This is a genomic window from Nocardia sp. 852002-51101_SCH5132738, assembly GCF_001665695.1.
GTDB lineage: Bacteria > Actinomycetota > Actinomycetes > Mycobacteriales > Mycobacteriaceae > Nocardia > Nocardia nova.
This window is the reverse complement of the sequence record NZ_LZML01000095.1, coordinates 1-23814: the sequence shown is the minus strand read 5'-3', so window position 1 is coordinate 23814 and position 23814 is coordinate 1. Positions and strand designations below refer to the sequence as shown.

The following is a 23814-nucleotide window of genomic DNA, read 5'->3' as shown; positions in this document are numbered from 1 at the left end:
CGAGACACCGGGGCGGGAGGTGCGCATTCGCGAAAAGTCCCACCAGCGGTGGTGTTGCTGGACATTGGCTCCACGATGTCTCTCGACGTCGAGTTGTCCGGAGCCGTTGACCGGTGATGCGCAGTTGGCGATCGCGGGACTCCCTTGCATCGACGGTCGATGACCGGTCGTGGCATACTCCCCCCGAATCGGGAATATGGGATGTTGACGACGCAGGGGGCCGCGCCCAACCATGAAGTATGGCAGCCAATGACGAAGACCAGCAGATCGCCGCGCTCGTCGCCCGCCTCACCGTCGAGTTCCCCGCCCTGGGCGCCGACACTATCGAAGCCCTCGTCGCCGAGGTCCACCGTGGCTTCGATGGCCGGCCGGTCCGCGATTTCGTGCCACTGCTGGTCGAACGCGGAGTCTTGCGCAGGCTTTCGGCGACCGGTTGAAGCGGTCTTCCAGTGAGCGAGGATCCCCAAACCGCTCAAGCACGCATGTTCCTCGCCGACCTCGAGCAGTACGCCCAGCGCCTCGTGCGCCGGCGCGGTCAATGGGGCGCCGAGCAACCCCACCAGGGGGTCGAAGCCGAACTGGCGCAGGTCCGACGCCAGATCGCCAACCTCCACCAGCGGTTTCCCGGACTGCGTAGCACCCCCGGCTAGAAATCAGGGGTTTGCCGACGTTGATTTCCGGCACGGGTTTCCGACACTCGCGTCTCGGCGTTTCTCCCGCTCGTGTCAGTGGCCGTCCGCACGAGCGTGAGGTTTGGTCACCGGATACGGGCAGGAACCGGGACAGCGACAGGAATCAGTGACGATCCTCGGGATATGCAGTCGCTTCGCCGGTCCAGGTTGTAGAGTCCGTGGGGAGTGAGTACCTTGTGCGGCAACAAGTTTCGGCCCGATCTGCCACTCTCGGAGGAGGAGTCATGGACGAGCGATACCCTGTCATTCGTACCGATATTCCACATTCTGCGCGGATCTGGAATTATTGGATGGGAGGTAAAGATAACTATGAGATCGACCGCGAAGTTGGAGATGCGAGCCTGCGGATCGATCCAGGCATCGCAGTGATGGCCACTCAATCGCGTCAGTTCCTGATCCGGGTAGTGCGCTATCTCGCACAGGAACAGTGTATTTCCCAGTTCCTCGATATCGGCACCGGCCTGCCGACAATGCAGAATACGCACGAGGTCGCACAGTCTGTCGCCCCAGAAGCAAGGGTCGTCTACGTCGACAACGATCCGCTGATGCTCGCACACGCTCGCGCATTGTTGACCGATACCACCGATGAAGGAGTCACCAGCTATATCGACGCTGATTTCCATCACCCGGAGAAAATACTTGCTGAGGCCCGCAACATTCTTGATTTTCAGCGCCCGCTTGCCGTGATGTTCATGGGAGTGTTGGGTCACGCCCACAGCTACGAGGACATGAGGCGGATCGTAGCGACGGTGGTGGCGGCGATGCCATCGGGCAGTTTCCTGGTTCTGTGGGACGGCACAGTCGACAGTCAAGGCTACATGGATCTGTGTGCGGAATACGCCAAATCCGGTGGTGTGCCGTATTCTCCGCGCACGCAGGAGGAGATTCGGGCGGTGTTCGATGGTCTGGAGTTCGTAGAATCGGGCTTCGTGCCGATCACCCAATGGAATGTGGCGCCGACTGATCTCGGTGAGCCGCCGTTCGTCGCAGCCTACGGGGGAGTTGCCCGCAAACTCTGACACTCGTTGCCGGTGACGACTGGGAATAGTGGCGAGGGCTTGATCTGCCGTGTGTCGATATCGTGGCATGAATGAGAGATGACGAGATCGCCCGATGGCGGTCTGCATTGCTCTCTACGAGTTCATACGACCTGGATTGCCGACTTTCGTAATAGGTTGCGGGCGATCGACTCAGTCCGCGCGTGGGCGTCCCGGATTGTGTCGCGCGGGCTTGGGTACGGAGGCGGGCAGGCAGGCGGTAATCCAGCGGGAGACGATAGCGGTCCCGCGGAGAGACCTGATCAGTCATCCAGACGATCGAGTAGGCCGTAGCGTCCTGCCATTCCCGCTGCCTCGACACGATTGGCTGCGCCCAGCTTTCCCAACAAGGAGGCAATCATGCGCTTCGCTGTACGTTCGGACACATTCAAACGATTACCAATCTCGGTGGTTTCAAGGCCGCGGGAGAGCAGAATCCACAGTCGAAGGTCCTCGGAGTCCAGGCGAGCGCGAATGTGATCTGGCGCGCGTCGCACACCTCCGAGCACTGCGGAGAAGAGCCCTGCCTCCACCACGCGCAAACCAGCGACAACGCTCAGAATCGGCGAAACCAGCATATCCGGATCGGCGGACTTCGACAGGTAGCCGTCTGCTCCCGCTCTGAGAGCGGATTCTGCAAGATCCTGGTCAGTGGTGCCTGACAGGGCAAGGACCCTGGTGCCCGGACATCGAGCCTTGATGTGGCGGATTGCGGCGATGCCTCCCAGCGGGGGCATCGCGAGATCCACGATGGCGATATCGGCGTGGCACTTCGAGACCAAAGCGACAGCTTCTTCTGGGAATCTGGTGGACCCACCGATCTCGAACTTGTCGCCGGCCCTCGTGCTCAGCAATAACGCAAGTCCCTGGGTGAAGAGATCATGGTCATCTACGAGCACGACGACCACCTTGTCGCCTGGCATTGGTGCACTGTATCCAAGAGGTAACCGCTGTGTGAAGCCCTGATGCGGCCGACGGGTGAGGTGCTACCCCCGCATCGCCGGCGGGTTCGCGTGCTACGGGTGTGCGGGCCGGTAACGCGGCCGAACCGAGGCTCTTCGCGTTACAGTCGAGACTCCGGCGTGGGCGCAGACCGTGGCGAGCCACCGACGGCCCCGGCATTGACGCGCTCGCTGGCTCGAGGTCGTTGAGAGGATTCACGGACGTGTCTGAATCGCAGGACAAATGGTGGGGTGTCGTGCGCGCACGCAGGCTGTCGTCCGGGCATTCGAGTCAATCGGCGGAGAAGCGTGCCGTCGAGCGGATCACCTCCAGTATTCGCATCGTCGTTGTACTTTCCGTCGCAGCTCTGCTGCTGCTGGGAACGGAAGCCGCGCGGCGTCATCCGGCCGCAGCCTGGTGTGTGGTTTGCGTGGCGATGATCTACGCCGTCGCGGTATTCGTGGATCCAGAGCTGGAATTGCGAAGCAAGATGTCGGCCGCAGCCATCACGACGTGTGACAGTGTGCTCGCTTCGGTGATCGTGGCCTTCACAGGTGCAGCACAGAGCCCTGCGGTGGCCATTCTGTTTCTCGTAGTTGTCGCCGCCGCGATGAGGCTTTCCTTCCTTAGTACAGTTGGCGTTGCCGCAGTACTCGGCTCGGTATTCTTGGCGACCTCGTTGTACGTGGACGCGGAATTCACCGTCATCAGTGTTCGCCTGGAAGTTGGAATATGGTGGGCGGTCTATCTCGTGCTGACCGGCGCGCTAGGTGCGGGTTTGTCCCTTCTCACCGAGTATGCCGAACGCGCTCGGAGCGCCGCTGAATCCGAAGCTATTGCCGAACGCTTGGCTGCTGACGAAGAGCGCGATTTGCGTGAGAGGCTCACCGCCTCCTACGAGGCTCAAGAAACCGGCTTGCGCGTGATTCTGCACGAGTTCCGGACGCCGATCGCATCGCTGCGAGCGCTGGTACGGCAGCTGGTGATCGAGGTACCGCAGAATAACAGGTCTGGACCCTCTGCTGCCGCAGTCAATCTGCTCATGGCGCACGCGGACCACCTATCAGGAATGATGGACGCCCTTGCCGATGTCGCCGCCAGCCGCCAGCCCGCCTTCAGCGTCGGGACGTATCGATCGATTGAGCTTCAGGAGTGGTTGCTGGCCGCCTGCGCCGCGTCGGGGCTCGGTACCAAGGACTACCGAGTGAGGGTGCAGCCCGACGGGGTTCGGTGCCGCCTGGAAACGCAGCTTGTGCGTCGGGTAGTCACCAACCTGCTCGAGAATGCTGGTCGTTACGGCGGCGACGAGCCCGTCGAACTGAATGCCACAGTCGGTTCGGGACAGCTGTACCTGGAGGTCGCGGACCGAGGCCCCGGAATATCCGAGGAGATGGCCGCTGTCCTTGTTGGCAAGTACGTCGCAGTGGGCGAGCGCCAGGGAACCGCGGGCCTGGGATTGTGGATTGTCGATCAGATCGTCCAGTCGTTGGGTGGTCGGCTGGAGTTTCGGTCACGGACCGGGGGTGGCCTGTCGGTGCAGGTTACAGTGCCGGTGCAGCCCTGAGCCGGTGAGTGACTAACCAGTTGCCCACAGCGGCGTTCGACATATCGAGCCGAGATTTCGGCTGATGTATCGCGGAGGTATGACTCGACCGCTGCGTCGCCTGAACGAGGACGCTTCGAGTTATGTCAGTTTGCTATATAAACCCTTTGTTACTTGGCCCGTGGGGGTCAGCTTTGGCCCGCGGGACAGCCTATCCGTGTGGCGGATTGGATGACACTGGTCACAGCAAGCGTTCAACGATCAGAGGTTGGCGGATGAAGACCAAGGCGGCCGTCCTGTGGGGCCCGAATGAGAAATGGCAAGTCGACGAGATCGATCTGGATCCACCTTCGGACGACGAAGTTCTTGTGAAGTTATCGGTGAGCGGTCTGTGTCATTCGGACCTGCACCTGGTCACTGGGGACATCCCGATTCCCTATCCGGTGGTCGGCGGACACGAAGGCGCGGGTGTCGTGGCTGCCGTCGGGCCCAACGTCACAGGCATTTCCGAGGGTGACCCGGTGGTGCTGAGCTTCCTGCCCGCGTGCGGCCATTGTTCGTACTGTGCACGTGGCATGTCGAACCTGTGTGACCTGGGAGCAGCGGTGGTGCTGGGTCCACAGCTGGATGGGACCTACCGGTTCCATGCCCGTGGTGAGGATCTCGGCCAGATGTGTCTACTGGGCACGTTCTCCGAGTACACGGTGGTACCGGCCGCGTCGGTGGTGAAGATCGATGACGGCTTCCCGCTGGATCGGGCGGCGCTGGTCGGATGCGGCGTAACAACAGGGTTCGGCAGCGCCGTTCGGTCCGGAGAAGTGCGTGTCGGCGACGCGGTCGTCGTTCTCGGCACCGGTGGCATCGGCATGAACGCGGTTCAAGGAGCCCGCATCGCGGGCGCTCGGATCATCGTTGCCGTTGACCCGATCGAGTTCAAGAGGATGAAGGCCGTCGAATTCGGTGCCACCCATGCTGTCGCATCTATCGATGAGGCGTGGAACGTGGTTAGTGAACTGACTCGTGGTCAGCTCGCTGATGTCTGTATCGTGACTACCGATATCGCTGAGGGAAGCTACATCGGACCGGCGTTGGGCTTGGTCGGGAAGCGGGGGCGAGTCGTCGTCACTGCGATCGGCCATCCGGAAGATGAGTCTCTGTCCGGCAACTTGTTCGAGTTGACCATGTATGAAAAGCAGATTCGTGGCGCGCTCTTCGGGTCCTCGAATCCGCATCACGACATCACCCGCCTACTTGAGCTGTACAACCTCGGTCAGCTCAAACTGGACGAGTTGGTCACCAATGAATACAGCCTCGAGGACATCAACCAGGGGTATGACGACATGCTCGCCGGCAAGAATATTCGCGGAATTATTCGCTACTGATTTATATTCGGGCGATCGGAGCCCATCCTGCGTCCCACCGCAATTCGAGGACGCAATCTGAAAGGTATATATCACATGTCTGTGGATCGAATTATTGCGCACGGCAAGCGGAACGGCTACGGAAGCCTGTGCGCGGGCGGCCTGCGCATGGAATCGTTTCCGATGCGACTGTTCCGTAAGGGAAATAGGAAATTTTGGGATCCGGAGGAAATCGATTTCTCCAAGGATGCTGCCGACTATGCGGCGATGACGCCAGATGAGAAGCGGCTGACTTGCTATCTCGCCACACAGTTCATGGCAGGTGAAGAGTCAGTTACTCAGGATCTGCAACCCTTCATGACCGCGATGGCCGCCGAAGGTCGACTGGCCGATGAGGCATATCTGACCCAGTTCACTTTCGAAGAAGCGAAGCATATGCAGTCCTTCCGGCTCTGGTTCGACGCTGTGGGTCTCGATTCGGATCTGCATGAGTATGTCGAATACAGCGAGCCGTATGCGCGAGTGTTCTCGGAGGAGCTTCCGAGTTCGCTGTACGCGCTTGAGCGCGATCCGTCGCCAGCCGCCCAAATTCGAGCCTCGATAACCTATAATCATGTCGTAGAAGGCTGTCTTGCGCTGACTGGATACTTCGCGTGGGCGAAGGTTTGCGCCAGCCGAAATATTCTGCCCGGTATGCAGCAGCTGATCAAACACATTGGCGATGACGAACGACGCCATATGGCGTGGGGCACTTTCACCTGCCGTCGGCATGTGGCTGCGGATGGGCAGAATTGGGAGGTGGCCGAGGAGCGAATGCAGCAACTGCTCGAGCCTGCCATGGGGCTGATCGTCAAGCTGTTCGACCAGTTCGAAGACACCTCTATTCCGTTCGGCATCAGTCTCGATGAGATGACCGACTACGCGCTGGACAAGGTGAACCGACGGCTCGAGTCCATCGAGAGTGCGCGCGGGATGGCCGTCGAAGAAATCGACGAGGACTACTCGCCAATGCAACTTGAGGACACTTTCGCTGAGGAAGACGAGAAAGTCGTTGCGCAATCCCTCGCGGCTACGCCGTAGAAGCTTCCTCCCGGAGTATACGCAGCAACAATGCGACGGGTAGAAGCCAGTTGAGCGAGAAGGAAAGGTATCTGCCGCATGGCTGATCCAGTGCCGTCCCAGGTTTCCGCGGTCGACGTCGATGTGCTTTTCATCGGTGCCGGACCAGTCGGATTGTTCGGCGCATATTACGCCGGATTCCGTGGGCTCAGCATGGCCCTGATCGATCCGCTTCCCGAAGCGGGCGGCCAGGTGCAGGCCATCTACCCGGAGAAGAGCATCTACGACATCGCCGGATTCCCCGGTATCCAAGGTCAGCAACTTATCCGCAACCTGATGGCGCAAGCAATGCCTTTCGGCCCAATCCTACTGTTGTCGCAGCGGGCGGATACGATCGACCGTTCTTCTGACGGGCGGTGGCATGTTGTGACCTCACGGGGCGTCGAGGTGCATGCCAGGGCGCTCATTCTGACTTCCGGTGTGGGATCTGTGATACCGCGGCAGTTGCCCTGCGGCGAAGAGTTCCTCGGTCGTGGAATGTGCTACTTCGTCCCGCGACTCGATCTCTTCGATGGCCAGGATGTCGTAGTGGTCGGCGGCGGCGACTCCGCCGTGGACTGGGCGCTGGCCGCGGTCCGGAGGGCTCGGTCGGTCACGCTCGTGCATCGGCGCAAGCAGTTCAGAGCGCACGAGCATTCGGTGCGGCTACTGCGGGAATCAACATGCGAACTCCTTCTCGATGCCACCGTCTCGGCGGTGCGCGGTGCCGAGCGAGTCGAAAGCGTCGAGGTCAGAGGCCCGGGGGGAGCCGAGTCTCGGGAGATCAAGGCGCAGGTGGTCGTGGCCGCTCTGGGGTTCACGATGGACCTGGGTCCGATCGCGACGTGGGGGCTCGAACTGCATGGTCGTGCCATCACAGTGGACAGACGGATGCGAACGAATCTGCCGGCTGTTTTCGCCGCAGGCGATGCTGCTGTGTACGAGGGCAAGGTCAAGCTGATTGCCGTTGGATTCGGAGAGGTGGCACTCGCGGTAAACAACGCCGTCGTCGAGTTGAATCCCGATGCGACATTGGCCCCGGGGCACTCCAGCGATCTGATGGCACCGGCGATTGGTAATCGACGCTAGAGATTGTAGATATCGTGGCTGCGGCCAGAAGGATTGGAAGGATATTTGCGCATGGCGTTCGTTATTGGTGAACCATGTGTCGACGTCAAGGATATGACGTGCATAGAAGAGTGCCCGGTCGACTGCATCTATGAAGGTGGGCGAATGCTGTACATTCACCCCACGGAGTGTATCGACTGCGCTGCATGTGAGCCGGTTTGCCCCGTGGACGCAATTCGTCCGGCACAGCGGGTCGATGATGCGTGGCGGCCATTTCAGGAGTCGGCTCGAAATGCCTTCATGGAGATCGGGAGTCCAGGAGGTTCTCATAAGGCCGACACTCCGATTGCCGACACGGAATATGTGACAGCACTTCCGAAGACGTAGTCAGGCGGGGGTTATTTGGAGCCTCGTCCTGGTAAGTCAGAAAGAGAATCGACGATGACCACAATGTCGGTCGAAGTACCCGAGTCAGTTAGAACGTTCATTCAACGCGCGGCGGCCAGCATCGTGGTTGATGGTCGGAGCGCGACTGCCGCAGGCGGCGAGTTACCGACAACGGACCCGGCTACCGGCGCTGTGCTGGGCCGGATAGCCGCCGGAGGGGCACCCGAAGTCGGCAAGGCCGTCGCATCGGCCCGCAGCGCCATCGCCGAATGGAACGCGTTGAGCGCCGCGGCCCGCGGGCGGATTCTGTTGGATATCGCTGACCTGATCGATGCCAATGCTGAGGAGCTTGCGATTCTGGAGACTTTGGACAACGGAAAGCCTCTTACCGAATCCTTGTACCTGGACGTTGGCCTGGCGGCGCAGACGTGGCGCTATTTCGCAGGCTGGACGACCAAACTCGGCGGACGGACCGTCCCGGTGTCTCCTCCGGTCGGCGATGCCTTCGTTTACACGTGTCGCGAGCCGCTCGGCGTTGTCGGGGCGATTGTGCCGTGGAACTTTCCGCTGATGATTGCATCATGGAAGGTGGCTCCCGCCCTGGCTGCAGGAAACACGGTCGTGCTCAAGCCTTCCGAGTTCACTTCGCTCAGCGCCTTGCGGTTGGTCGAGTTGGCGTTGGAGGCAGGGTTGCCTGCCGGCGTGCTCAATCTCGTCACCGGGCTCGGTAGCGAGGCGGGGCAAGCGCTCATCGAGCATCCGGATGTGGCGAAGATATCGTTCACCGGGTCAACCGTGACCGGGAGAAGGATCGCGCGGACCGGCGCCGACAGCCTGAAGAGTTTGACGCTGGAGTTGGGCGGGAAGTCGGCCAATATCGTGTTTCCCGACGCCGACATCAGCTCGGCTGCGGATGGTGCGTTCAACGGGGTGTTCCTGAACCAAGGGCAAGTGTGTTGCGCTGGCACGCGTCTGTTCGTGCACCGTGACGTGCACGACGAACTGGTCGCAGCGTTGGAGTCGGCCGCCGATGCGGTGCGCCTCGGCCACGGACTGAGCGACGACACCGATATGGGCCCGCTGGTCTCGCAGGTGCAACTCGAACGCGTGGAGGCTTTCGTGAAGTCCGGCCGGTCGCAGGGGGCCACGCTGGTCTGCGGTGGAGACCGGCCAGTCGGTTCGTTATCCAGTGGGCACTTCCTGAAGCCGACGGTATTCACCGACGTCCGTGATGACATGGAGATCGCCACTGAGGAGATCTTCGGGCCTGTTCTCTCGGTCCTGACGTTCGATGACGAGGACGAAGTCCTATACCGAGCGAACGCCAGCACCTACGGCTTGGCCGCTGGAGTGTGGACCAACGACCTCAAACGCGCGCACCGGATGTCGGCTCGTCTGCAAGCCGGCACGGTGTGGGTGAACACCTACAACATGATCGACCCTGCGGCCCCCTTCGGGGGTTACAAGGCGTCTGGGCACGGCCGAGATCTCGGTGAGGAGTCATTGCTCGGCTACACGCAAACCAAATCGGTGTGGATCGACCTCGGCTGAATCGGCCGATGGTGTATTGGCTGAATCGCAAGAAGGGAATGAAAGAGTGAGCGTATTCAAGGATGCTAGTGAAGTATCCAAGTACATTGGTGGTGTCTTCGAGAAGGGGCTTGTCGATCCCGAGGTCGGCCCGAAATTGACGGAATCCGGTGTGGTGCTCAAGATCACATACACTGATCCGGATGTGATCATAACCGTTGACATGCCGAACGGGAAGGTCTACTCGGGCGTTTCTGATCTCGTACCCGTCGTCGAGTTGTTCATGACAGCGGACAACGGAAACAAATTCTGGTTGGGAAAGCTGAACTTGGCAACCGGCCTCGCGAAGGGGCAGGTCAGGGCAAAGGGTCCCACATCGAAAGTTCTCAAGCTGATTCCGGCTGCCAAGTCACTATTCCCGACGTATCGAGAAATGCTGGAAGCCGACGGTCGACTGGACCTCCTCGAAGCGTGAGTCACCAGAATGCTGCCGTCGCCTATGTCTGGAGGTTGCGCTCCGGATACAGGTGTGCCGGTAGCGACAGCGAGCGGAGATGATTCAATAATGGATAGTTCGGTGTCGGCTCGGCGGACGGGGTTGGCGGAATCCTCTATGATCGCGCCGCGCGCGGTCGGGAAATTCTACGCGACCTGCCTCGATATAGCGCGCGTCGCTCCACGTCGGCCTTTCCAACATCGAGAATTCATTCAGCAATCTTGGTTCATCGCGAGCGTTTCGATTACGCCCACGCTCTTGATGGCCATCCCCTTCTGTGTAATGGTCGTGTTTCAGATAAACGTCCTGCTCAACGAGATAGGGGCTATCGATCTATCGGGTGCGGGTGCCGGTGTCGCGGTGATTCGGGAGATCGGCCCGATCGTCACGGTGCTCGTCGTCGCTGGGTGTGGTGCGACCGCGATCTGCGCCGATCTCGGATCGCGGACGATTCGTGAGGAAATCGATGCCATGCGTGTGCTGGGCATTGATCCACTTCAACGACTGGCCGTGCCGCGAGTGTTGGCCTCCACCGTCGTCGCATTGTTTCTCAACGGTCTGGTGACGGCAATCGGTCTGACCGGCGGATACATGTACGGGGTTTTCCTTCAAGGGGCAACACCAGGGCAGTACATTACGGCGATCCCGATTCTCACCGGTATTCCCGATCTGTTGATCAGTGAGCTCAAGGCTGCCGTATTCGGGTGTCTGGCCGGCCTGGTTGCTTGCCATCTCGGGCTGAATGCCAAGGGCGGACCGAAGGGAGTGGGCGATGCCGTGAACCAGACCGTCGTGTTCAGCTTCGTTCTGCTCTTTCTGGCCAATGCCATCATCACGACACTGTCACTGCACTGAACGGGCATCAAACGTGACCATCAACGACTACGGCCCGGCCCAGGCGCTGCGGCGAGGGCGTTTGGGCCGCAGCCTCACCAAGGCCGCGACAACCCCGACCAACAGGCTCGCAGACCTGGGCGACCAACTGTCATTCCACCTGCACAGTCTGAGCTGGATCCCGCGCGCCCTTCGACGCTACCGGCACGAGGTGATCCGCCTGATCGCTGAAGTCAGCCTCGGTACCGGCGCACTCGCGGTGATCGGCGGCACCGTCGTGGTGATCGGATTTCTCACCGCCGCGGCCGGATACGAAGTCGGCCAGCAGGGAACCAGTTCGCTCGGCAGAGTCGGTGTCGAAGCATTGTCGGGGTTCATCTCGGCCTTCTTCAACACCCGCGAGGCAATTCCGGTGGTCGCAGGTGTCGCGCTCACCGCGACCGTAGGCTCCGGATTCACCGCGCAGCTGGGGGCGATGCGGTTAGTGAGGAAATCGACGCGCTCGAGGTGATGTCGGTTCCGGCGATCCCCTACTTGGTCACGACCCGCATCCTGGCCGGACTCATCGCCGTCGTTCCCCTCTACGGCATCGCGCTGTTCATGGGGTACGCATCGACCGAGTTCGTCAGCGTCGTGTTGTCCGACCAGTCGCCAGGGACCTACGCGCACTACTTCAACGTGTTCCTTGTGCCGGCAGACCTGCTGTGGTCGCTGATCAAGGTCGTGGTAATGGCGGCGGTCGTCATGTCGGTTCATTGTTACCACGGGTATCACGCCTCTGGCGGCCCGGCTGGCGTGGGAGTGGCGGTAGGTAGAGCCGTTCGCACCTCACTGATCTCGATCATGATCATCGACCTCATCGTCGGAGTCGCGGTTTACGGGGGTATCCACTCGACAGTGAGGGTGTCCGGATGAAGCTCGAAGTCTCCCGTCGCCGGCAGATTCTTGTCGGAATCACGGCCCTGCTGATTCTTTCTCTCATCGTGACCGGAGCGGTTGCTTCCTATACGGGTGCGTTCGTGCCGACCACGCGGGTGTATTTGTATTCCGATCGCGCCGGGCTGCAAATCGATGCCGGTGCCGACGTCAAGTTGAATGGAGTCGTGATCGGCAGAGTAGCAGCTGTGGAAGTGGATACTGAGCGTGCACGACTGACCTTGGACATCGATCGTGACAAAAGTGGAACCATTCCTTCCAATGTCGATGCTGAAATCGTTCCGACTACCCTGTTCGGGCGAAAATTCGTGTCGCTGCAGTGGCCTGAAACCCCAGGCGAGGGCAGTCTGGCGGCTGGATCGGTGATCGATAACCGAAAGGTATCCGTCGAGATCAACGACATTCTTTCGGCACTGTTGAACGTGCTCGAATCCATTGATCCCGAGAAAGTCAACGCGACATTGACCGCATTGAGTACCGCTTTGCAGGGTCATGGTCGGCGTGCGGGCGAGTTGCTCGTCTCCGTGGATCACTATCTTTCTCGGTTCAACGACAGCCTGCCGACGTTGCAACGCGATATTCCACTGCTCGCCGACAATCTCGACACCCTCGCGGCTGCCGCGCCTGACCTCATGGCCTCAATCGCGAACCTGACGACGACCGCAGAGACAATCGTGGACAAACAAGCTGACTTGAGCGCTTTCCTGCTGTCTTTCACCCGTCTCGGCAACAGCGGGGAGGCATTCAGCGACGCCATCGGTACCCCGCTGATCCGAGCGTCGGAGGCGCTGGCGCCGACGGCGAGACTCCTGGCCGAGTATTCACCGGTCTATCCGTGTTTCCTCGCGAATCTCAATCAGTCGCGCAAGTACCTGGAACGGGCGTTCGGTAGTGATCGGCCCGGACTCAACATTCTCGCCACACTGCTGCTGGGGAGCCCCCCGTACACCTACCCTGAGGATCGTCCTGTGATCGGAGCGAATGAACCGCCAAGCTGTTACGGCAGTGCACCCGGACGCCACGAAGACTTCGATGTCGGCACAACCGTGTACGGACCGGTGCGCACCCCACTGGACATCCTCGGTAATCCGTTCGCACCTCTGATCTATGGACTGACACGATGAACGCGAGGTATGCAGAAATCAAACTGCTGATCTTTTTGACGGTCAGCTCACTGATCACCGCACTACTGTTCGTTGTGGTTGGTGATCTGCGATTCATAGCCACACGCAGTCACTTTGCATTGTTCACCTCGGCCTCCGGAATAAAGGTGGGGGACGACGTCAAATTGGCCGGCGTGCCGGTCGGTGACGTCAAGACGGTTCGCTTTGCCGAGGACGAGTTGGTCGAAGTGGGATTCACCGTGGACCGAGACGTTCGCCTCCAACAGAACTCGACTGCAGCGATCAAATACAAGAACCTTATAGGTGACCGCTATCTCGAGGTGACCCCAGCGTTCGATGGTTCAGGGCCGCTGGCGGAAAATATGCCGATACCGGCGGCTCAAACGAAGCCCGCCCTCGACATCGATAGTCTGGTCAACGGTTTCAGGCCACTGTTGCAGGGTCTGGACCCCGAGCAGGCGAACCGATTGTCCGGATCGTTGATCGCAGTGCTCAACGGACAGCAGCACCAAATTGCGACTCTTGTACGGCAGATCGGTGAACTCAGTGCAACGTTGGCCGATCGGGATGCCGTCGTCGGCGCCGCCATTGACAATCTCGGAGTCGTCCTGCGCACTGTACGCGAGCGTGGCGATGATTTCGGAAATCTCATCGTAGATCTGCAGCAACTTGTGACTGGACTGGCAGAGGACCGATATACCCTCACAGCCGCTCTGGAACGGATCGATGCGGGCAGCGAGGAAGTCGCCGGATTGGTACGCGACAACCGACCGGCGATTGCCGGCGACATCGTGGCATTGCGGGATCTCGCAAGCAATCTCAATGCAGATAACGAGACCCTGTCATTGTTGTTGACCAAGCTGCCTGCTACCTATGCGGTGGTTAACCGTGCATCGAGCTACGGCAGTTTCGTCAACTTCTTTGTATGCGGCCTGGCTATTCGTTATCCGACCCCGGACGGCGGATACGACGACACGTCGATGTTCACCGTACCCGCTGAGAGGTGTAGATGATCATGGGAATGAAGTCCTTCCAGGAGCGCAATCCAGTACGCCTGGGATTACTGGGTACCGCCGTCCTCGCCACTGTGCTCGCGCTGGTGTTCAACTACGACAAGATCCCGGGCTGGCCAGGTAGGACGACCCTCGTTGCCGAGTTCGCCGACGCCAGCGGGTTGAACGCCGGCGATGCTGTTCAGATTGCAGGTATCGAGATCGGCGAAGTAGATGAGATCGCCCTCCGCGAGGATCGCGTAGACGTCACATTGCGGATCGATACATCGGAGCGGCCCCTCGGCTCTGGTACGACCGCAGCCATCAAGGTTGAAACGGCGCTGGGACGTCGCATGGTTGAGCTGAGCCCCTCAGGCGAGGGCTCGGTCGGACAGCGGATCCCGTTGGAACGAACCACATCCGGATATGACATCACCGAATCGTTGAATCAGCTCACCGATCGCCTGACGGACACCGATAAAAAGCAACTTTCGGAGGCATTTGGCAACGTATCTGCAGTCCTCGAGAATTTGCCGGACAACCTGGGTTCGTCTCTGGACGGCGTATCTCGATTGTCGGCTACGATCGCAGATCGTGACAGCGCGGTGAAAGCGCTTCTCAATGAAGCGAAGTCCGTTAGTGGTATTCTCGCGGATCGCAACGGAAATCTCACCGAACTCCTGACCGACGGCGGGATACTGTTCGCGGCTCTCAACGATCGTGCCGACACGATACGCACCTTACTTGTCAACGTGCGCGCGGTCGGTGATGAACTGCGCGCCCTCTCGGAGGAAAACGAGAGTACGGCGGGCCCCATGCTTGCCGAACTCGAGCGGGTACTGAACTTGCTGAACGACAATTACACCAATCTCAACGCTGCCATCAGCGGACTGAAGCCGTTTGTCACACAACTCGGCGAGGCGGTCGGCAGCGGGCCGTTCTTCGGCGTGCTGCTGCAGAACATCGCGCCGGCCAACCTCAATGGGCAACAGCCCGGCAGTCCCGGCGGAGGTGGGCGATGAACTCCGCAGGCGCTGCGCTGGCCCGAATCCCCATCTCCGGGAGAATACTGACAGTATTGATCGCCCTCGCGATCCTCGTCGCCGGGACGATGCTCTGGGTCACTCGGGCATCGACCATGAAGATCACTGCATACTTTACGAACTCGACGGGCTTGTATCCCGGTGATCGGGTCACCGTTCGAGGCGTCCCGGTTGGGGTGATCGAGCAGTCCGAGCCACTGGGTGATCGCGTCAGAATCACCCTGCGCCTGAAAACGGCGCACGCGGTAGGCGCCGATACGCGCGCTGCGATCATCGCGCCGACATTGGTGTCCGGACGCTACATCCAGCTCACCCCGGGCACCGCAGCCGGTCCGAAATTGCAAGACGGAGCGGTGATTCCCCTCGAGCGCACCGCTGTGCCGGTCGAATTCGACGAGATCAAGCGGCAGGTCGCGGACCTTGGTGCCGAACTCGGGCCGAAGGCTGGCGATGACGTCGGCGCGTTCAGCAGGCTCGTGGACTCCACGGCGGCCACATTGTCCGGCGACGGTGCGACCCTCAACACCACGTTGGTCAACCTGTCACACGCGATGCAGACACTCGCGGAAGGGGGGCCGGATCTGTTCGCGACGGTGCGCAATCTGCAGACAGTGGTGTCCGCGCTCGCCGCGAACGACCAGCAGATTCAGATCTTCATGAGTCAGCTGGCCGGGACATCGAAACTGCTGAACGACAACCGCACTCAGCTTGACGCCGCGCTACAGGCGCTGGCAGCAATGTTGCCGGAGCTGCGCGGTTTCGTCGCTGACAACACCGCCGCTCTGCAACGGGACGTGGCCGCGCTCACCCGGGTGACCAGGCTGCTCGTCGATCGCCAGGATGATTTGGCGCAGATCCTTCACGTAGCCCCCAACACCCTGGTGGACTTCTACAACATCTATGATCCCCGGTCCGAATCCCTCACGGGGGCATTGGCGGTCTCGGACTATCCGGATCCGATGTCTCTCATCTGCGCACTCCTCACGACGGTTGACGCACCGCAGCAGGAATGCTCACGTGCGAGCCAGAATTTCGGAGACCTGTTCGCGGCGGCGATGCGTGCCGCCATGGGCGGATCGGCGCAGCCCAATCCGGATCCGTCGAGTCCGGGGATTCCCTTCATCCCCCAAACCCCGAACATTCCGGGTCTGCCCGAACTTCTCATTCCAGGAGCTGGACGATGAAGTTGTCACGAACGTTCCGGGTCGTCGCGGTCTTGGTCGGCGTACTGATGACGGCAGGTTGCCGATTCGACGGAATCAACTCGCTTCCGTTGCCGGGCAATGCCATTCACAACGGCTCGTACACCGTGCAGGTGGAATTGCGCGACGCTCAGAATCTGGTCGGCAATTCAATCGTCAAGGCAGACAACGTCACGGTCGGCACGATCACCTCGATCACGACTCGCAACATGGTCGCGGTGATCGCCCTGGAGATCGACGACGCGGTTCGGTTGCCCGCCAATGTCACCGCGCGGCTGGCGCAGTCGAGTGTGCTCGGCGCACAGTATCTGGAATTGAGTGCACCGACAGACCGTCCAGCAGACGGGAGGTTGCAGGACGGAGCCACGATACCGTTATCCGCCAGCGCCGAGTACCCGGCGACGGAAGAAGTGCTGGCCGCTCTGTCACTGGTCCTCAACGGTAGCGGCCTGGAGCAGATCCACACGATCGTGTCCGAATTGAACGAGGCGCTTGGTGGTAAGGAAGACGCAGTCAGGCGTTCCTTCGATCGAATCGTGACCTTTGTCGACGGACTCGATACCCAGCGGGAGAACATCGTTCGTGCGATCGACAGCCTCGCGGCCTTCGCAACAGAACTCGCCATGCAGAAGGAAACACTGCGAGCGGGAATCGAGCAGATTCAGCCGGCAGTGGCGATTCTCGATGAGCAAAGGACCCAGTTGACCGCCATGCTCGATGCCGTCGGCCGATTCGGTGACAAGGCTGCTCAAGTGTTGCAGGCCAGTCGGGACGACCTGACAGCGACTCTCGGTGATCTCCGGCCCACGTTGTCGCGACTCGCCGTCGCCGGCTCGGACCTGACCGGGGCACTATTGGTCGGCCTGACGCTTCCGTTTCCCGTCACCGTCGCCGAGACCGCAATTCGGGGTGACTACGTCAACCTGTTCCTGACGCTTGATCTGAGTCTAGACGGTATTCAGCGGAAGATCATTGGGAGTATTCCTGTCAGCGACCTCGTCCCGATGTCCAATCATGCCGTGAACCCGCTGACCGCTCCACTGCAATTCGGTCCCACCGACGTTGCTCCGCCCGAACCAGAGACGAACGGAGGACGTTGATGCTTACCAAACTGGTCCGCGTTCAGTTGGCCGCATTCTCTGTACTGGCCGTCGCCAGCCTCATGTACGGGCTACTTCACTACGTCGGGATTCAACGTGTGACCGGGATCGGTACTTATCGGGTTACCGCGGAGTTCGTTGATTCGAGTGGGTTGTACGCGGGTGCGTTAGTGACCTATCGGGGCGTCGATGTGGGTCATGTCACACGCATCGACTTCGTCGCTGGTGGTGCCGTCGTCCAGCTGCAGCTGCGCAGTGGCGAACAAATCCCTTCGGACACCGGCGCCGCGATCAAGAGCATGTCGGCGATCGGCGAGCAGTATGTCGACCTGACGCCACGCTCGGCCGGATCTCCGTATCTCACTGCCGGTTCGAATATTCCGCAGGAGCGGACCACGGTCGCGGTGCCGACCGGGCTGGTACTCGACACCACTCAGGCGTTGCTTCGCAGCGTATCCAGCGAGGCGCTGCGAACCGCGGTCGATGAGACGTTCCAGGCCGTCAATGGTGCCGGCCCGGCCGTGGCTTCGCTGATCGAGTCCTCGGCCGATCTGATCGACCTCGCTCAAGCGGACATCGGCTCGACTCGAGCACTCATCGAAGACGCGGAGCCGCTGCTGAACACAGGCAATTCGGTCCGGACCGAGATCCGCACGAGCACGCGCGACCTGGCGGAGTTCGCCGATCAGCTCGCGCGAAGCAACACGACCGTTCGGACGTTGTTGGAGCAGGGACCGTCCACGGCCGACACCGTTGTCAGCACACTTGCCGACTTGACCGATTCTCTTCCGATTCTGCTGGCCGACCTGCAGACCGTCGGCCAGGTGCTGCGTGTCAATATTCCCGGTTTGCGGCAAATCCTCGTGGTGTACCCCGCCGTCGCGGCGGCGGCCAACCACAGCGTCTCCGCCCCGGGCTTCCAAACGACCGGCGATCTTTCGGGACCGCAGGCACCGCTGGACGTGAAGCTCGGCAACACATTGAACCCGCCGCCCTGCACCGAAGGCTACCAGGGCACCCAGCGGCGGGATCCGTCGGACACGGGCCCCGCCGAGACACCGCAGGGTAACTACTGTGACGTCGCACCGGACAACCCCAAAGTCGCGCGTGGCGCCCGGAACATTCCGTGTGCGACAGATCCGGCGGTGCGCGCCCCCGAGGTCGCCGCTTGCCCCCGTGGCTTGCCCTCGACCTGGTCCGAGATGCTTTCTCGGCCTGGTGATCTCGTGCCGGTTCCCCCCTTCGGCGACGTCCCGCCTGCCGAGGCTCCGGCCGACCAGCAGCCACCGATGGCTCCCGCGGCGACCGTTGTCCCGTATGCCGAGGGGGATGGAACGTTCCGAGGCCCGGACGGGCTCACCTACATTCTGGGCGCGCAGTTCCCGGAGACGCATCAAGGAAAGGAACCTGCAGGATGGCAATCGTTGCTGATCAAGTAGATGAAGCGACAACGGTCGAAACCGAGGAAGCGGATGTCGGCTGTGATTCCGAAACCGCGGAACGAACCGCCGGCACTGCGGCGGAGGACGATGTCGCGCCGAGCGGTACCGCCACGGACGGGGAGACCACAGCGCGACCACGCGGATCCTATTGGCGTGCGTGGCTGATCGGTGGTCTCGTCGCTGCGGTGGCCGTGTTGACCAGCATCTCGGTGAGGCTGGGTCTCGACGTCCGCAGCGAATATCAGTCCGATGCGCGCAACCAAGCGATCTTGGAGACCGCACGCCGAGTCGCCGTGCAGCTGGTATCGCTCAACTACAACACCGCCAAACAAGATCTCGATGCCATCACGGCGAGTTCCACGGGCTCCTTCCGCTCACAGTTCGAGAAACTGGCAGGAACATTCACGGGGGTGTTGGACGGAGGTAAGGTCGAATCCACCGGCGAGGTCAAAGCGATCGGCATCGTCACAGCGGATGACGACACCGCAACTGTACTCACGGCCATCACATCGATCGTGAAGAACACCGAAGCCCCCGAGGGGCAGCAGCGCGCCTATCGCATGAAGATGACCCTCGACAACTTCGACGGTAATTGGCTCGTTTCGAACGTGGAGTTCACGGCATGAAGCGCGCGATGGACAATCTCCACAGCCTGAAACGCCACGTTGTGCTCATGATTCTCGCCACTTTGGGCGTATTATTGGTCGCCGCGAGCGTATTTACTGTCGTTTTCGAGCGGGAACTTTCGGATCGCCGCGCGATGGAAGCTGCGGGGGCGCAGGCTCTCGAGGTCGCGAAAGTGAGTGTCCCGGAGGTGTTCTCGTACGACTTCAACACCGCGGATCGACAGCTCGAAGCCGCCCTGCGCAAGCTTGCGGGAAAGTTCCAGGCCGACTTCGCGGCATTGAGTACCAATGTCATAGTCCCGGCAGCGCGTCGGGACTCCATCGTTACCACGGCAAGCGTCGTCGAGGGCGCGGTGGTCAGCGCTGATACCAGCACCGCTACCTTGCTGCTGTTCTTGAACCAGAGCACCGTCAGCACCAAATATCAGGGTCCGCGTCTCGACGGCAGCAGGATATTGGTGACCATGACCAAGGTCGATGAACTGTGGTTGATCGAGGATCTGGTGCCGGTGTGATCCTCTTTTCTCGATCTTGTTGCTCGGTTCGCTAGCAATAGTTAGGTCTTCATCATGGGTGTGGAAGTCGAAACCGTCGGAATATCGAAATCTTTCGGAGTGCAGAATATTTGGCAGGATGTCACTCTGACGCTGCCGCCGGGGGAAGTCAGTGCGTTGCTCGGCCCCTCCGGTACCGGTAAGTCCGTCTTTCTGAAGTCCCTGATCGGTCTGCTGCGCCCGGAGCGCGGCTCCATCTACATCGATGGCACCGACATCACGACCTGCTCCAACAAGGAGCTCTACGAGATCCGCAAGCTGTTCGGCGTCCTCTTCCAGGACGGCGCGCTCTTCGGCTCCATGAACCTGTACGACAATGTCGCGTTCCCCTTGCGTGAGCACACCAAGAAGAGCGAATCCGACATCAAGAAGATCGTCATGGAGAAGCTCGAGCTGACCGGTCTGCTCGGCGCCGAGGGCAAGCTCCCGGGCGAGATCTCCGGCGGTATGCGCAAGCGCGCCGGGCTGGCCCGCGCCCTGGTGCTCGACCCGCAGATCATCCTCGTCGACGAGCCCGACTCCGGTCTGGATCCCGTTCGCACGACCTATCTTTCGCAGCTGTTGATCGATATCAACGCGCAGATCGACGCGACGATCCTGATCGTCACGCACAACATCAACCTGGCTCGCATCGTGCCGGACAACATCGGCATGCTCTTCCGCCGCAACCTGGTCATGTTCGGTCCCCGCGAGGTGCTGCTCACCTCCGAGGAGCCGGTGGTCAAGCAGTTCCTCAACGGCCGCATGATCGGCCCCATCGGCATGTCCGAGGAGAAGGACGAGTCGCAGATGGCGCGCGAGCAGGCCATGGTCGACGCCGGTCACCACGCGGGCGGCGCCGAAGAGGTCGAGGGCATCATCCCGCAGATGAAGGCCACCCCTGGCATGCCGGTACGCCAGGCCGTTTTACGCCGCAAGGGGCGGGTGCGCAAGATCATGCATACCTTGCCGTCCGCCGCGCAGATCGCTGTCCGTGCTTCGCTCGACGCGAACGATAGTCGCGCCGTAGCGTTAACGTGACGTGCTCGGGATGGTTCAGTTCACTTGGCGGAAAACGGATTGTTCGTCGGATATGTGGGATGGCCCCATCGAGTTGATCGAGGCCGCGTGATCTGGCCGCGCCTGCCGATGGTATTTGGCGCGATAGTGGTAATCAGTGAAGGAGAATTCTGATGTTGAGCACGATGCAGCACGAGCAGCTGTCCTTGGCGACATTGCTGAGGTACTCCTCGACATTCCTTGGCGACAGCACGGTATCGACCTGGACTGGCTCCGGTGTGCGCACGATGACATATCGTGAGATGGGTGATGAGGCCGGGCGATTGGCGAATGCGCTACGAGGTTTGGGTATCGGGCTCGGCGATCGCGTTGGGACCTTTATGTGGAACAATAACGAGCATATGGTCGCCTATATTGCGGTGCCTGCCATGGGGGCAGTTCTGCACGCGCTCAACATTCGCTTGTTTCCAGAGCAGCTGACATACGTATCCAATCACGCAGAGGATCGCGTGGTGATCGTGGATGGCTCACTGGTGCCTGTATTCGCCAAGGTCCTCCCGAGTCTTAGGACAGTACGTCACGTGATCGTGGCGAACGGTGAAGCCGACCAGTTGGAGCCACCGGCGGGTGTCTCAGTGCATTCCTATATCGACCTCATCGAGGCGCAGACGTCTGTATATGATTTCCCGGTACTCGACGAACGCTCCGCAGCTGCGATGTGTTATACATCCGGCACCACCGGCGATCCGAAAGGTGTTGTGTATTCGCACCGTTCCAATTGGTTGCATGCTATGCAGGTGTGTGCCTCGAACGGCCTGGGATTGACTGGTTCGGATACTATCCTCGCTATAGTTCCGCAGTTCCATGCCAACGCTTGGGGTTTGCCGTACGCCGCGTTGATGTCGGGTGCCAGTTTGTTGATGCCTGATCAATACTTGCAGCCGAATCCGTTGTTACGGATGATGGCTGATCAGCGCCCCACGTTCGCCGGAGCTGTACCAACCATATGGGGCGGTGTGCTCGCTGCCCTCGCTACGAATCCGCAAGATATCTCGTACCTGAGGACGGTAGCGGTGGGGGGAGCCGCGGTACCACCGTCGATGATGCGGATATTCGACGAACAGCACGGCGTGGGTATTCTGCATGCGTGGGGTATGACTGAGACGTCGCCGCTGGGCAGCGTGGCTCACCCGCCAGCCGGCGCCGAGGGCGAGGAGCAATGGGCCTACCGTTGTACGCAAGGTCGTTTTCCGGCCAGCGTGCAGGCACGTCTGGTGAACGACGACGGTGAGGTGGTTCCGAACGACGGAAAGTCGTTGGGCGAGTTGGAAGTTCGTGGGCCGTGGATCACGGGTTCCTATTACGCACCGGACGGGAACCTGATCGATGAGGAGAAATTCGACGAAGGTTGGTTGCGCACCGGTGACGTCGGCAGGATATCCGCAAACGGATACTTGACGCTGGTGGACCGCTCCAAGGACGTGATCAAGTCCGGCGGCGAGTGGATATCCTCAGTGGATCTGGAGAACGCAGTGATGGGTCATCCGTCGGTCGCGGAAGCGGCCGTCATCGGCGTGCCGGATGAGAAATGGGATGAGCGGCCGTTGGCAGTGATCGTGTTGCGTTCGGACGTAGCGAGTGATGCCGTCGAAACGCGTGCGAGGGAGTTGCGTGAGTATCTGTCGACGAAGTTTGCGAAATGGCAACTACCGGAGCGCTGGGCATTCGTCAGCGAGATTCCCAAGACAAGCGTGGGAAAGTTCGACAAGAAGAAGCTGCGCGCACAACATGCCGGTAGTGATCTGGCTGTGATTACTCTGATTTGAGTCGACGGTGGACCAGGTGACCTGAGCGCCATCGGGAAAAGGAAGGCGATATTGGACGACGCGGGCCGTAAATCGCCAACTGCCGCCTGGTCGTGGAAGGGACGCTGTATTGGCTGTGGACCAGCGTGCCGGGGGCAGGATCTGCGTGAGCACTTCGGTCCGTGCCCTCGATCTGCGGGTCAACGTGCGGTCGGTGCAGCGGTGTCGCCACGGCTTCGAGGCCGGTGGCGTGGCCGCATTGCGGTCGAAAGGCCCGCCGTCGCTGTTCCGCCCGGAGACTGCATCTGCTCGCCTGCCAGGGGTACGGCTGTGCTCGCAAGAAACTCCGTGGAAATTCCTGCCCACCGCCCACCGCCCACCGATTCGGTCGGTACGACCTCAAACTCGATGACACGGCGCGAGAACCAAGCCGATGAGGCCACGCTGTCCACCCCGCCGCTGAAGAAGGTCTGACCGTTCTGTTTGCGGAGATAGGGTGGCCGGGATTGTCGGTGAGTGTAGACCAGGACAGGACGGTCAGTGCCGGACCCGGACAGTTGGGCACTGTTTGCCTGCTACAGCATTGAAATAGGAAAGTGCGGGTATCTACGTTGTGAATGTATTTCTGAATGTGACGTCGACGAGTGCGCAAACTCCAGAAGGTGCGCAAACGGCCGTTACGTACACCGTGACGGTTGACAAGAACTCGAATTGGAAGGTCACAGCTGTGGGTGGCGTCGACGCGGCCCTTCTCGGCAAATAGTCCGCTGATACCTGTCTGCAGCACGGAACTGACAAGCAAGGAACTAGGAGAGACGTCTTGGATGTCCATTCCAGCTACGCCTTCCTCGCCTGTACACACTGAGCCCATTTCATCCTCGTTCGGGGCTGGAGTTCGTGGTTCTGAAGGACGTGGATGGCCTTGGCTAGTACTCCAGCCGGACTTGGCGGTCATGGTGTGGGTTGGGATCGTCGCTGGTAGTGGCTGCGGCGGGCGCGGTAT

At 60.6% G+C, this 23814-nt stretch carries 22 protein-coding genes and 1 pseudogene; 22 read left to right on the top strand and 1 reads right to left on the bottom strand.

The annotated features are described in order from the left end of the window. Window positions 1–239: 239 nt before the first annotated feature. From A5789_RS12875 to A5789_RS12865, 3 genes are all read left to right on the top strand, one after another. On the top strand, window positions 240–437 hold the full coding sequence (locus tag A5789_RS12875; RefSeq protein ID WP_064903825.1) for a three-helix bundle dimerization domain-containing protein: 198 nt from the start codon (window positions 240–242) through the stop codon (window positions 435–437). A 12-nt stretch (window positions 438–449) separates the two neighbouring features. Beyond that, entirely contained in the window at window positions 450–650 is a 201-nt protein-coding gene (locus A5789_RS12870) for a hypothetical protein (protein ID WP_064903823.1), read from the top strand. A gap of 266 nt (window positions 651–916) precedes the next feature. Next, complete coding sequence (locus A5789_RS12865; RefSeq protein ID WP_064903821.1) at window positions 917–1711, top strand: SAM-dependent methyltransferase; 795 nt, start codon at window positions 917–919, stop codon at window positions 1709–1711. Between the two features lie 281 nt (window positions 1712–1992). Here A5789_RS12865 and A5789_RS12860 read toward each other — a convergent pair whose 3' ends face one another. Then, a complete protein-coding gene (locus A5789_RS12860) occupies window positions 1993–2652 on the bottom strand; it encodes a response regulator transcription factor (RefSeq protein WP_082940680.1) in 660 nt (219 codons plus the stop codon). A gap of 242 nt (window positions 2653–2894) precedes the next feature. Here A5789_RS12860 and A5789_RS12855 point away from each other — a divergent pair, with 242 nt between their 5' ends. The 19 genes and pseudogenes from A5789_RS12855 (at window position 2895) to A5789_RS12770 (ending at window position 22832) form a co-directional block, all read left to right on the top strand. After that, window positions 2895–4235 carry a sensor histidine kinase KdpD gene (locus A5789_RS12855; protein WP_082940679.1) on the top strand — a complete coding sequence of 447 codons (1341 nt, stop codon included), beginning with the start codon at window positions 2895–2897 and terminating at the stop codon, window positions 4233–4235. 254 nt (window positions 4236–4489) lie between these two features. Beyond that, entirely contained in the window at window positions 4490–5596 is a 1107-nt protein-coding gene (locus A5789_RS12850; protein WP_064903817.1) for an NDMA-dependent alcohol dehydrogenase, read from the top strand. Window positions 5597–5671: 75 nt separating this feature from the next. Beyond that, entirely contained in the window at window positions 5672–6655 is a 984-nt protein-coding gene (locus A5789_RS12845) for a R2-like ligand-binding oxidase (RefSeq protein ID WP_064903815.1), read from the top strand. Window positions 6656–6733: 78 nt separating this feature from the next. Next, window positions 6734–7762 carry an NAD(P)/FAD-dependent oxidoreductase gene (locus A5789_RS12840; protein ID WP_064903813.1) on the top strand — a complete coding sequence of 343 codons (1029 nt, stop codon included), beginning with the start codon at window positions 6734–6736 and terminating at the stop codon, window positions 7760–7762. Between the two features lie 51 nt (window positions 7763–7813). After that, window positions 7814–8128, top strand: coding sequence for a ferredoxin (fdxA, locus tag A5789_RS35575; RefSeq protein WP_082940678.1), 315 nt, complete (start codon window positions 7814–7816; stop codon window positions 8126–8128). Between the two features lie 54 nt (window positions 8129–8182). Then, window positions 8183–9679, top strand: a complete 1497-nt coding sequence (locus tag A5789_RS12835) for an aldehyde dehydrogenase (RefSeq protein WP_064903811.1) — start codon at window positions 8183–8185, stop codon at window positions 9677–9679. Between the two features lie 46 nt (window positions 9680–9725). Beyond that, a complete protein-coding gene (locus A5789_RS12830) occupies window positions 9726–10133 on the top strand; it encodes a hypothetical protein (protein ID WP_064903809.1) in 408 nt (135 codons plus the stop codon). Window positions 10134–10271: 138 nt separating this feature from the next. Continuing rightward, a complete protein-coding gene (locus A5789_RS12825) occupies window positions 10272–11009 on the top strand; it encodes an ABC transporter permease (protein ID WP_227463050.1) in 738 nt (245 codons plus the stop codon). A gap of 115 nt (window positions 11010–11124) precedes the next feature. Continuing rightward, window positions 11125–11903 (top strand): annotated as a pseudogene (locus A5789_RS12820) (MlaE family ABC transporter permease). Beyond that, on the top strand, window positions 11900–13048 hold the full coding sequence (locus tag A5789_RS12815; RefSeq protein WP_064903807.1) for an MCE family protein: 1149 nt from the start codon (window positions 11900–11902) through the stop codon (window positions 13046–13048). Before A5789_RS12820 ends, A5789_RS12815 begins: the two are co-directional and overlap by 4 nt. After that, window positions 13045–14061 carry an MCE family protein gene (locus A5789_RS12810; protein WP_064903804.1) on the top strand — a complete coding sequence of 339 codons (1017 nt, stop codon included), beginning with the start codon at window positions 13045–13047 and terminating at the stop codon, window positions 14059–14061. Before A5789_RS12815 ends, A5789_RS12810 begins: the two co-directional genes overlap by 4 nt. Before the next feature lie 8 nt (window positions 14062–14069). Then, complete coding sequence (locus tag A5789_RS12805; protein ID WP_064923336.1) at window positions 14070–15062, top strand: MCE family protein; 993 nt, start codon at window positions 14070–14072, stop codon at window positions 15060–15062. After that, window positions 15059–16267 (top strand): MCE family protein, encoded by a 1209-nt coding sequence (locus tag A5789_RS12800; RefSeq protein WP_082940676.1) that lies wholly within the window; start codon window positions 15059–15061, stop codon window positions 16265–16267. The genes A5789_RS12805 and A5789_RS12800 overlap by 4 nt, the downstream gene beginning before the upstream one ends. Then, window positions 16264–17385: an MCE family protein gene (locus A5789_RS12795; RefSeq protein ID WP_064906901.1), complete on the top strand. Its 1122-nt coding sequence runs from the start codon at window positions 16264–16266 to the stop codon at window positions 17383–17385. Before A5789_RS12800 ends, A5789_RS12795 begins: the two co-directional genes overlap by 4 nt. Beyond that, window positions 17385–18824: an MCE family protein gene (locus tag A5789_RS12790; RefSeq protein WP_227463049.1), complete on the top strand. Its 1440-nt coding sequence runs from the start codon at window positions 17385–17387 to the stop codon at window positions 18822–18824. Before A5789_RS12795 ends, A5789_RS12790 begins: the two co-directional genes overlap by 1 nt. Beyond that, window positions 18800–19453 (top strand): hypothetical protein, encoded by a 654-nt coding sequence (locus A5789_RS12785; RefSeq protein WP_064906899.1) that lies wholly within the window; start codon window positions 18800–18802, stop codon window positions 19451–19453. Before A5789_RS12790 ends, A5789_RS12785 begins: the two co-directional genes overlap by 25 nt. Then, complete coding sequence (locus A5789_RS12780) at window positions 19450–19968, top strand: hypothetical protein (RefSeq protein ID WP_064906898.1); 519 nt, start codon at window positions 19450–19452, stop codon at window positions 19966–19968. The genes A5789_RS12785 and A5789_RS12780 overlap by 4 nt, the downstream gene beginning before the upstream one ends. Window positions 19969–20022: 54 nt before the next feature. After that, window positions 20023–21027, top strand: coding sequence for an ABC transporter ATP-binding protein (locus A5789_RS12775; RefSeq protein ID WP_064906897.1), 1005 nt, complete (start codon window positions 20023–20025; stop codon window positions 21025–21027). A gap of 152 nt (window positions 21028–21179) precedes the next feature. After that, window positions 21180–22832, top strand: coding sequence for a long-chain fatty acid--CoA ligase (locus A5789_RS12770; protein ID WP_064906896.1), 1653 nt, complete (start codon window positions 21180–21182; stop codon window positions 22830–22832). Window positions 22833–23814: the final 982 nt, after the last annotated feature.

What these genes read in the sequence shown, in the direction of transcription:
- A5789_RS12875 (WP_064903825.1), top strand. Translation starts at nt 240, where the DNA reads ATGGCAGCCAATGACGAAGACCAGCAGATCGCCGCGCTCGTCGCCCGC.
- A5789_RS12865 (WP_064903821.1), top strand. Translation starts at nt 917, where the DNA reads ATGGACGAGCGATACCCTGTCATTCGTACCGATATTCCACATTCTGCG.
- A5789_RS12860 (WP_082940680.1), bottom strand. Translation starts at nt 2,652, where the DNA reads ATGCCAGGCGACAAGGTGGTCGTCGTGCTCGTAGATGACCATGATCTC.
- A5789_RS12850 (WP_064903817.1), top strand. Translation starts at nt 4,490, where the DNA reads ATGAAGACCAAGGCGGCCGTCCTGTGGGGCCCGAATGAGAAATGGCAA.
- A5789_RS12845 (WP_064903815.1), top strand. Translation starts at nt 5,672, where the DNA reads ATGTCTGTGGATCGAATTATTGCGCACGGCAAGCGGAACGGCTACGGA.
- A5789_RS12840 (WP_064903813.1), top strand. Translation starts at nt 6,734, where the DNA reads ATGGCTGATCCAGTGCCGTCCCAGGTTTCCGCGGTCGACGTCGATGTG.
- fdxA (WP_082940678.1), top strand. Translation starts at nt 7,814, where the DNA reads ATGGCGTTCGTTATTGGTGAACCATGTGTCGACGTCAAGGATATGACG.
- A5789_RS12835 (WP_064903811.1), top strand. Translation starts at nt 8,183, where the DNA reads ATGACCACAATGTCGGTCGAAGTACCCGAGTCAGTTAGAACGTTCATT.
- A5789_RS12825 (WP_227463050.1), top strand. Translation starts at nt 10,272, where the DNA reads ATGATCGCGCCGCGCGCGGTCGGGAAATTCTACGCGACCTGCCTCGAT.
- A5789_RS12815 (WP_064903807.1), top strand. Translation starts at nt 11,900, where the DNA reads ATGAAGCTCGAAGTCTCCCGTCGCCGGCAGATTCTTGTCGGAATCACG.
- A5789_RS12810 (WP_064903804.1), top strand. Translation starts at nt 13,045, where the DNA reads ATGAACGCGAGGTATGCAGAAATCAAACTGCTGATCTTTTTGACGGTC.
- A5789_RS12805 (WP_064923336.1), top strand. Translation starts at nt 14,070, where the DNA reads ATGAAGTCCTTCCAGGAGCGCAATCCAGTACGCCTGGGATTACTGGGT.
- A5789_RS12800 (WP_082940676.1), top strand. Translation starts at nt 15,059, where the DNA reads ATGAACTCCGCAGGCGCTGCGCTGGCCCGAATCCCCATCTCCGGGAGA.
- A5789_RS12795 (WP_064906901.1), top strand. Translation starts at nt 16,264, where the DNA reads ATGAAGTTGTCACGAACGTTCCGGGTCGTCGCGGTCTTGGTCGGCGTA.
- A5789_RS12790 (WP_227463049.1), top strand. Translation starts at nt 17,385, where the DNA reads ATGCTTACCAAACTGGTCCGCGTTCAGTTGGCCGCATTCTCTGTACTG.
- A5789_RS12785 (WP_064906899.1), top strand. Translation starts at nt 18,800, where the DNA reads ATGGCAATCGTTGCTGATCAAGTAGATGAAGCGACAACGGTCGAAACC.
- A5789_RS12780 (WP_064906898.1), top strand. Translation starts at nt 19,450, where the DNA reads ATGAAGCGCGCGATGGACAATCTCCACAGCCTGAAACGCCACGTTGTG.
- A5789_RS12775 (WP_064906897.1), top strand. Translation starts at nt 20,023, where the DNA reads ATGGGTGTGGAAGTCGAAACCGTCGGAATATCGAAATCTTTCGGAGTG.
- A5789_RS12770 (WP_064906896.1), top strand. Translation starts at nt 21,180, where the DNA reads ATGTTGAGCACGATGCAGCACGAGCAGCTGTCCTTGGCGACATTGCTG.